This is a genomic window from Mesorhizobium sp. M1A.T.Ca.IN.004.03.1.1 (assembly GCF_003997555.1).
Taxonomy (GTDB): Bacteria; Pseudomonadota; Alphaproteobacteria; order Rhizobiales; family Rhizobiaceae; genus Mesorhizobium.
The window spans coordinates 1-230 of the sequence record NZ_RZTV01001200.1 but is presented as its reverse complement, the minus strand read 5'-3'; the positions used below and the strand labels follow the sequence as shown (position 1 = coordinate 230).

The following is a 230-nucleotide window of genomic DNA, read 5'->3' as shown; positions in this document are numbered from 1 at the left end:
AGGGCACGATCGACAGCTACGTTCCGCACGTGGTCGGCGGCGTGAAGTACACGCAGGGCTGGGGCGCCATCAGTGGCGTCATTGCGTACGACAGCAACTACGAGGAAGTCGCCGGCAAGCTCCGTTTGGATGTGAATGTTAGTGACGCTCTCTCGCTCTTCGTCATGGCCGGCTACGGCACGGACGACAATCTGTCCGATCCGACCTGGGCTATCCCCGGCCGTGGTCGC

General features: G+C 62.6%; 1 protein-coding gene. It reads left to right on the top strand.

Features of this window, described 5'->3' with window-relative positions:
- Window positions 1-230: porin (locus EOD29_RS35485; RefSeq protein ID WP_206520637.1), on the top strand; the 230-nt coding region annotated here is incomplete at both ends.